This window comes from Thiocystis violacea, from assembly GCF_016583565.1.
Lineage (GTDB): Bacteria > Pseudomonadota > Gammaproteobacteria > Chromatiales > Chromatiaceae > Thiorhodococcus > Thiorhodococcus violaceus_A.
Genome location: NZ_NRRF01000008.1, coordinates 130,582 through 138,269, shown reverse-complemented (window position 1 = coordinate 138,269; position 7,688 = coordinate 130,582). Strand labels below are relative to the sequence as shown.

The 7,688-nt window shown below is 65.1% G+C and carries 7 protein-coding genes; 2 read left to right on the top strand and 5 right to left on the bottom strand.

Annotation, left to right across the window (positions count from 1 at the left end):
* Nucleotides 1–293 precede the first annotated feature (293 nt).
* From CKO23_RS05635 to CKO23_RS05615, 5 genes are all read right to left on the bottom strand, one after another.
* Nucleotides 294–821 carry a phosphatase PAP2 family protein gene (locus tag CKO23_RS05635; protein ID WP_200328919.1) on the bottom strand — a complete coding sequence of 176 codons (528 nt, stop codon included), beginning with the start codon at nucleotides 819–821 and terminating at the stop codon, nucleotides 294–296.
* Nucleotides 793–2,055 (bottom strand): glycosyltransferase family 4 protein, encoded by a 1,263-nt coding sequence (locus CKO23_RS05630; protein WP_200328917.1) that lies wholly within the window; start codon nucleotides 2,053–2,055, stop codon nucleotides 793–795. Before CKO23_RS05630 ends, CKO23_RS05635 begins: the two co-directional genes overlap by 29 nt.
* Before the next feature lie 4 nt (nucleotides 2,056–2,059).
* Nucleotides 2,060–2,887 carry a lysophospholipid acyltransferase family protein gene (locus CKO23_RS05625; RefSeq protein WP_200328915.1) on the bottom strand — a complete coding sequence of 276 codons (828 nt, stop codon included), beginning with the start codon at nucleotides 2,885–2,887 and terminating at the stop codon, nucleotides 2,060–2,062.
* Nucleotides 2,888–2,894: 7 nt separating this feature from the next.
* Nucleotides 2,895–3,659 (bottom strand): GNAT family N-acetyltransferase, encoded by a 765-nt coding sequence (locus tag CKO23_RS05620; RefSeq protein WP_200328913.1) that lies wholly within the window; start codon nucleotides 3,657–3,659, stop codon nucleotides 2,895–2,897.
* 112 nt (nucleotides 3,660–3,771) lie between these two features.
* Nucleotides 3,772–4,428, bottom strand: a complete 657-nt coding sequence (locus CKO23_RS05615) for an HAD family hydrolase (protein WP_200328911.1) — start codon at nucleotides 4,426–4,428, stop codon at nucleotides 3,772–3,774.
* Between the two features lie 378 nt (nucleotides 4,429–4,806).
* Here CKO23_RS05615 and CKO23_RS05610 point away from each other — a divergent pair, with 378 nt between their 5' ends.
* Both CKO23_RS05610 and CKO23_RS05605 read left to right on the top strand, forming a co-directional pair.
* Nucleotides 4,807–5,907, top strand: coding sequence for an alpha/beta hydrolase (locus tag CKO23_RS05610; RefSeq protein WP_200328909.1), 1,101 nt, complete (start codon nucleotides 4,807–4,809; stop codon nucleotides 5,905–5,907).
* Between the two features lie 71 nt (nucleotides 5,908–5,978).
* On the top strand, nucleotides 5,979–7,607 hold the full coding sequence (locus CKO23_RS05605) for a peptidoglycan-binding domain-containing protein (protein ID WP_200328908.1): 1,629 nt from the start codon (nucleotides 5,979–5,981) through the stop codon (nucleotides 7,605–7,607).
* Nucleotides 7,608–7,688: the final 81 nt, after the last annotated feature.

Genomic DNA, 7,688 nt, shown 5'->3' with positions numbered 1-7,688 from the left:
CCAGCAGGCGTTCTTACGCGCGCTCAAGGTACCAGAGGAGCACTTTATCCACCCATCCCCGTGCTGCTGAATCGATGCCGCTGAAAAATACGACATCGGTGCTGTCACGGGGTGCGGAATGTCCGTTGTGTCATGTGTGGGGAATGACCTACCCGCCGCTTCGATCCTCTGCCAGGGGTACGCTGTGCGATCAGCTCGCTTCTGAGCACTGACGTTCTGCGGGCGCGCCCGCCATCTCAAGGCTCATCTCGGCAGGTGGGGCAGGCCCTGCCAGCGCCGATGCCCTCTGTGACTCAGGCGATCAGCGAGATCCCGGCGTAGGCGAGCCCCAAACCGATCAGGGTCGCGATCAGGACATCGCTCGGGTAGTGCAGCCCCAGGACGATCCGCGACATGGCAACCAGCGTCGAGAAGGGCACGAGGAACCAGGCTAGCTCGGGGAAGTAGTAGATGGCGACGGTCGAGAAGCTCACCGCGTGGAGGGTATGACCGGAGGGGAAGCTGTAGCGGTCCAGCGGCGCGACTAGCGCGGTGATGTCGCACGCGTGGTGACAGGGTCGCTCGCGCCGGGTGATGCCCTTCAATGACTTGTACAGCAGAAGCGCGACACCGCCCGTCGCGAGCATGTGCAGGCTGGCCTGAAGTCCCTCCAGCCCATAGACGGCGGGCAGGACCAGCATGAGGCTGTACCAGAAGATGCCGTCGCCGAGACGGCTCACGAGCGCGAATGGTCGCTGGATCCAGTAACGCTGTCCAGTGCGGCTCCAGGCTCGGCAGACCGAAGCCTCAAGCTCATTCAGATGATGCAGCCATAGGTACATGATAAGCCCCCGTCCCGCGCTGTCGATGGATCACTTCGAAGAGACGCTCTTCCAATCGGCCGAGCACCCGGTCCCAGCTGATGCCTTCGGCGGTCTCTCTGGCCGCCGCGCCCAACTCGACCAGTCGCGCGCGATCGGATGCGATCGCGCAGGCGGCTGAGATGTATCCCTCCCAGTCATCCACGGGCAGGGTTACGCTATTCTCCCATGAGCGGATGTGCGTGCGAGCCGCGGCATAATCAAAGGCGATGACCGGCATGCCGCTCGCCATTGCCTCGGTGACGACATTCCCGAAGGTCTCTGTCAGACTCGGGAAGAGAAAGAGGTCTCCAGAAGCATAGTGCGCCGAGAGTGCCTCGCCGACCTTCGAGCCGCTGAAAATAAAATCCGGGAAGTCGCGCTGCAAGTGCGCGCGCTCGGGTCCATCGCCCACCAGAACGAAGCGGGCGTCCGGGTGCTGGGCCTGGATCGCCTGGAAGGCCGCGCTCGCCAGCTCCAGGTTCTTCTCCGCGGCGATCCGGCCGACGTAGAGCACGGCCAGCCCTTCCTGCTCACGACCCTCTTCTCCACAACCCTCTTGTCGACAACCCCAGGCCCGGCGCAGCTCGGGATCGCGCCAACGCGGGGAAAAGCGCTCGATATCGACGCCACGGCCAAAGACGTGGAGGTTCTCGAAGCCATCGGCGGACAGCTCGGCCTTGAGATCGGCCGTGGGTACCAGCGTCGCATCCGATTTGTTGTGGAAGTGGCGCAGTGTCTCCGCGATCTGATGCGACAGGATACCTAGACCGTAGTGCTGACAGTACTGGTGGAACTGGGTATGGAAGCCTGTCACCGTTGGAACCCGCAGCGCCCGTGCCGCCGAGAGTGCGGCATGCCCCAAAGGCCCCTGTGTTGCGATGTAGACCAGGTCGGGCGCGGTGCGATGCCACAGCCGGCGCAACCGCCAGTAGACGGGGAGGCCGAAGCGCAACCCGCGATAACCGGGGATCGGCAAGCCTGGGACCAAATGGATCTCGATGGCTCCAGTGGGGGCGTGCGCGCGGTCGCGGTCGGCTTGCTGGCGCGGTCTGATCAGCTCGATACGATGGCCGCGCCCCGAGAGTCCCTCGGCCAGGTGCACCATGGTGTTGGCGACACCGTTGATCTCCGGCGGATAGGTCTCGGTCACGATGGCGATCTTGAGCCGATCGGTTTGGACCTGGTTCGGCGTCTGACGTGCGTGCTGACTCATGGGATCAGGCCGCGTTCGGGTCGAGGACGATGGGCGCGCTGTCGCTCGCGTCGCGCGCTGATGCGGGACGTGGCTCGGCGATGGCCGCCGGCAGCACGCCCAAGCTTTCCACGATCATGTGACGCGCGCGCTCCGCCATGCGACGCCGCTGCTCCTCCTCCATCGGCCAGATGGGCGGCAGAAAACGCACCGATACGACCAGATCGGGATGACGCAGAACACGCCACAGATTTGCGATCAGCCTGTCCTCGCCGACATAGGCGACCCTGGTGTCCGGCCCAGGATCATCGGCGCGGTGATAACTGATCGCGATGGGCTGGATGCCGAGCGCCGCGCTCTGGACGATGCCGAAGAGTCGCGGGTGAAAGCGTTTCACGCTGCTGCCATCCGTGGTCGTTCCCTCCGGGAAGATCATGAGCGTGCGGCCCTGCGCGAGATCCCGCCTGAGATCGGCGAGCACGCGATCGGCCTGGTGTGCGCCACGCTCGATGAAGCGGGTCCCGGCGATCTCGGCCATCCAGCCGATGAGTGGCCAGCGACGGACATCCGCCTTGGACAGGAAACCGATCTCCGATTGCGCGCCCAGAACGGGGATGTCCAGCCAGGACACATGGTTGCCGACCAGGAGGCACCCGGGGGCGACCTGTCCTTGCACGCGAATCTGGATGCCGAGGGCGTGACAGAGTCGGGCGTGCCACCAACGCACCGTCCTTGGCAGCCACGCTGGCCTCGCCCCGGTGCGCTCGCCGAGGCTGACGTAGGCAGCGATGACCGCGCCCGTGATCAGGTGCTCGAGGACCCTTAGGCTCCGGTAGAGGGATCTCAGTCTCATCAGGGCCTCAGCCGTTGGACAGGCGGTCGAGGAAGTGCCTGGAGTAGGCGGGATTGAGCGCGTCGACGTTGAGGAGCATGAGCACATCGGCGACACCGAAATCTGGATCCCGGCAGGGCTCGCCGCAGGCCTTCGCGCCGAGTCGGACATAGGTGCGCAGAAGGGGCGGCAGCGGGGCGTCCAGGATGTCGTCTGGCACCTGAGTGGTCAGTAGGGGCGCGCGCGGGGTCACGCGGAGCTCCTCCGGTGCCATCGCCTGACGGCGCAGCCGGTTCATGATGGCAGCCGCCTGGATGTCGTTCTCACCGAGCGGGACGCTGGCGCAGCCGAAGAGGTAATCGTAGCCATGCATCTGGATGAGGCCGGCGAGCCCTGACCAGAGCACCGCGATGGCGGAGCCGGACCTGAACTCCGGTGCGATGCAGGTGCGACCCACCTCGAGCAAGCGACCGCTCAAGCCCGTGATGGCGCTCAGCTCGAATTCGCCCTCCGAGTAGAAGCGCCCGAAGCGGGCCGCGTCCTCGTCGCTGAGCATGCGGGTGCAGCCAACCACTTGGCCGCTCTTGGACTCACGCACCAGCAGGTGCTGGCAGTAGTCGTCGAGCGCGTCGCTGTCCACCCCTTCGGCGCTATCGAGCTTGGCGCCCATTTCCAGGGCGAAGACCCGGTACCTGAGTCTCTGAGCCTCGCGAACCTCCTGCTCGGAGGTCGCGATCTCCACGAACAGGCGCTCGCCGCGCTTGACGGTCAAGGCAGAAGCGGAAGCGACCATTGAGGACCCTCAAAAAGTGACTGATGACGAGAGGGTTATGGTATGTCGCGACTGTTGCGGACAGATGTGAGCCGGGTGACGGAGCGGTGACTATCGGCCCGGCCTTGGGCGCTCAGTCGCGCAAGGAGAGGATGCGCCAACCGCGCGCCTGCGCGGTCTCGCGGAGTTGGGCGTCCGGGTCCACCGCGACCGGGTGATCGACACGTTCGAGCAGCGGGATGTCGTTGTGCGAGTCGCTATAGAAGGTGCTGCCAGCGAGATCCCGGGTGTGCTCGGCCAGCCAGGCTTGCAGCCGGATCACCTTGCCCTCTCTGAAGGCGGGTATCCCTTCGACTTCCCCCGTGTACTCGCCGTCGCGCAGCTCCGGCAGTGTGGCGATCAGGTGCGGCACGCCGAAGCGCTCGGCGATGGGTGCGGTGACGAAGGCGTTGGTCGCCGTGATGATGAGCAGGGTATCTCCGTTCGCCTTGTGCGAGGCGATGAGGTCACGCGCCGCCGGCAGCATGATGGGCTCGATGAGTTCGTCGATGAAGCGCGCGCGCAGGGCCTCCATCTGGGCGCGGGAATGGTCGCGCAGTGGGCGCAGCGAGAACCGAAGGAAGGCGTCGATGTCCAGCGTGCCCCGCTGATAGTCGCGATAGAAACGCTCGTTCTCGCGTTCGTGGTGTGCTCCGTCGAGGATGCCCTGGGCGGCCAGGAAGCGCCCCCAGAGATAGTCGGAGTCCCCGGCGAGCAGGGTGTTGTCGAGGTCGAAGAGTGCCAGTGCCATGCTTGAGGTCCGGAGGTCGAGGGCGCTTGAACCGCGTCGTGGCGGGTCGGGGGAGCGAATGGGTTCGGAGGGTCTGAGATCGCAGCGGATCGGTCGATCGCGCGGTCGAGAAGGACGCGTCAGGTCTGGATGTGTCCCGTTGCGGATGGTCCAGGATTGCGCCTTGCCTTTCAACCCGGAAGACCGGCCCCTGTGTGAGTTGGCGTCGAGGGCGTTGCGGCGCAGTGGAGGCGGGCTGGGTGCGTCCCCGAGAAAACAGTCGGGCCGGGTAGGCTAAGCTGACCATGTTGGCACGCCTGAGGCGCAGCCTGACCGGAGCACGCTCGGCCTCAGTGAAATTGCATTCCCCAATGGACTTTGACCTTGGAGGATCAGCGCATGTACGTCGTGACGAACCGCAAGCTCTACGAAGGACGCAATCGACGGGACGGACTCGAAGTCTTTGGCGATGAGCCGAGCGAGAAAGGGCCGAACGAGCTGAGACTCGTGTCGGTCACGAAGCAGGCAGGGGGCTACGAGACGGAGCCGCTGGACGCGAAGCCGCTGACGCGAACGGAGGTCAGGGAGCTCAAGCGTCGCTATCGGCTCGACATCGACGAGCGGGCGGACTGGTATGCGAGCCTGCGCGTGGCCTGCGATCTCATGGATCGGGCCGCGCGCGAGAAGAAGCACCTGCTGGTGTTCGTGCACGGCTACAACAACGACATGAGCGATGTGCTCGGCACCGCCGAGGCGATCGAGGCCCTCTACGACGTGATCGTCGTGCCCTTCAGCTGGCCGGCCAATGGCGGGGGCTTGCTCAGCGGGACGACTGCCTATCTGAGCGACAAGCGGGATGCGCGGGTGTCCATGGATGCCCTCAATCGCTTCTTCGAGAAGATCCAGCTCTACCACGGGAAGCTCACCGAGGCGCGCCGTTCCGAGCTATGGGAGCAGGCGCTCGCCGAGCACCCCGACAACCCGAGTAGGGCGCAGGAACACTTCTCTGAACTCTTGTACGGCGACTGCAAGGTCACGGTGAACCTGCTCTGCCATAGCATGGGCAACTATGTGCTGAAGTATGCCTTGCGGCCCAGCAGCGCCATGGCGCGGAATCTGGTGTTCGACAACGTGGCCTTGGTGGCGGCCGACACCAACAATCTGGAGCACGCGAGCTGGGTCGAGGCCATCCAGACGCGCAACCGGCTCTACATCACCATCAACGAGGACGATCTTGCCTTGGGCTGGTCTCGGCGGAAGCCCGGCGAGGAGCAGCTCGAGCGATTGGGTCAGTATCTCAAGAACCTGGAGGCCAGAAACGCCTGGTATGTCGATGTGACTGGTGCCGAGGCGGTCGGCAATGCCCACGGCTACTTCACGGGGACGCCGGTCACGGGCAACGCGACACTCAAGGCCTTCTTCACGGCAGCGTTCGAGGGTGGGCGAGCGGAGGCTGTGCTGCGCTACGAGTCCGACATCAATGCTTATCGGCTGCGCTAGCCGGATAGCGAGGATTCGTTGCCCGGGACGGGCGTCGGCTATCGTTCCCTGCCTCGACAGGAGGACCACAGATGTCGCACATTGACGGTTACTACAAGGATTTCAACGACCCGGCGTATGAGGCGCTCAATCGGGAGATCAACGGCCTCCTCAGCGACCTCCCATTCTTCTACCAGATTCCGCCCGAGCTGTTTTCTGCCGGGATCCCCTCGGGGGACGCCACGCCCTTCTTCGACTTTCGCCACGCCCTGTCGAGGACGAGCGCGGAGAACGCGCTCGGGCTGCGTCTCTATCTGATGCCGCCGGAGGCGAATCCGCATCGGGTGAGTCGTTATCTGGCGCAGTCCGGTCTCGTCAAGACGGGCGACATCCTGTTGAGCTTCCGTCAGGGCACAACCGGAACGGGGGAGTATCAGCACCTGCAGCTTGGGCTGACGCATACCGGCTTCGCGCTGGTGCGTGACGGCGCCCTCTACAATCTCGACTCGCCCCTCAGCTTCTCCGGGCAGCTCGACCAGGACCACTACACCGAAGATCAGTTGATGCTGCATGTGCTGCGCCCAGGTCTCTCGGACGACGAGCGCCGCAACCTGCAGCAGTGGGCGGAGCTGCTCTTCGACAACCGCGGGCAACTCGCCGCCAGGATCGCGTTTGCCTCCGACTATGGCGCGCCCAAGTCTGCGCGAGGACATGAGAAGGAGGTGTTCAACCTCGGGCGACTCATCGCGAGCGGGGGTGCGCGCGGCGAGAGCACGGGCATGTATTGCTCGGAGTTCGTGTGGCACCTCCTCGCCCTGCGGGGATGCGACATCGGGGATGCCGCGGTGCGCCGCCAGTTTCTCGAAGGCGACCATCGCTCGTTCAACGGGAGTCTCGATCCGCTCTTTGCGCCCATGCCGGTTTTGGGTACCGCCTTGCTGGACCCGGAGCACGGATCGCCTGGGCTCAGCGATGGCGTCGGGCTCATTCTCAACAGCTTGGAGGTCTCTCCGGCGGAGCTGGATCAGCTCCTCGATCAGGCCTTCGCGCATTGGGATCCGCATTTCAGCGGGGGGCGCCCTCCCTACGCGATCTCCGCCGGCCACCGTCAACAGGCCGCCAAGTTCGAGCCACTCTACGATCCACTCAAGGCCTACTTCCGGGCCGTGAAGCTGGACCCGCCCGCCGCGGGCCAGATCAAGGCGGGGATCGATGCGCAGACGCGGGGTCAGGAGAACTACTCGCCCACCGCTTACCTGGTTCAGGCGCTCTTGCCCGAAAGCTCAATGCTTGGGCGCGTCGTCAGTTACGTCGGCACCCTGTCGTTTCCGACGCCGTTGCAGCAGGCGCTCCTTGAGCAGCAGTTTCCGCGGCAGCTCGCCTATATGCACTCGCTGCGCCCGGCCGCATTGGGTCGGGTCCCGGAGGTGGTGGCGGTCCAGTACGAAGACGGCTACCGGGGCGGGCGCTTTTTCAAGCGCGACCAGGTCAAGACGCTCCAGTGCATGCTCAACCTGGGCGGCGCCGCGCTTGGGGAGCCAGACGGTCTCTATGGCAACGGCACCACGCGGGCTGTGCGTGCCTATCTGGCCAGCCTGGGCATCGAGGCGGACGGACGCGCGCTCTCCTGGTCTCAATGGGAGGCGCTGGAGGCGCGCGCGGGCGAGCGCTGCGGCCAGTACGGGCGCTTCTCTCCCGAGGGCGGTCCGCCCACGGCCTGATCGGGGGTGTTCTGCGCGAGCGCGGGGCAGGCGATCTTCGCTTGGATCGGCTTCCAATCCCGTGAGCATCGTGACACTGTG